Source organism: Gilvimarinus sp. 1_MG-2023, assembly GCF_030548285.1.
This window is the reverse complement of sequence record NZ_JAUOSC010001656.1, coordinates 1-238: the sequence shown is the minus strand read 5'-3', so window position 1 is coordinate 238 and position 238 is coordinate 1. Positions and strand designations below refer to the sequence as shown.

Below are 238 nucleotides of genomic sequence, written 5' to 3'. Positions count from 1 at the left end.
GGCCAGGGTTTCTGCCACAATCACGCCTTTACCTGCCGCCAGACCATCGGCCTTGACTACAATCGGTGCGCCTTTTTCACGCAGATAAGCCAGTGCTGGCTCAAGCTCGGTGAAATTCTGGTATTCCGCGGTAGGAATCTGCTGGCGAGCCAGAAAATCCTTGGTAAACGCCTTGGAGCCTTCCAGCTGGGCAGCTCCGGCCGACGGGCCAAAGATTTTCAGACCGGCGGCCTGAAAC

The 238-nt window shown here is 57.6% G+C and carries 1 pseudogene; it reads right to left on the bottom strand.

Annotation, left to right across the window (positions count from 1 at the left end):
• Positions 1-238, bottom strand: a pseudogene (locus Q4563_RS22410) (phosphoribosylamine--glycine ligase); the annotation flags it as partial.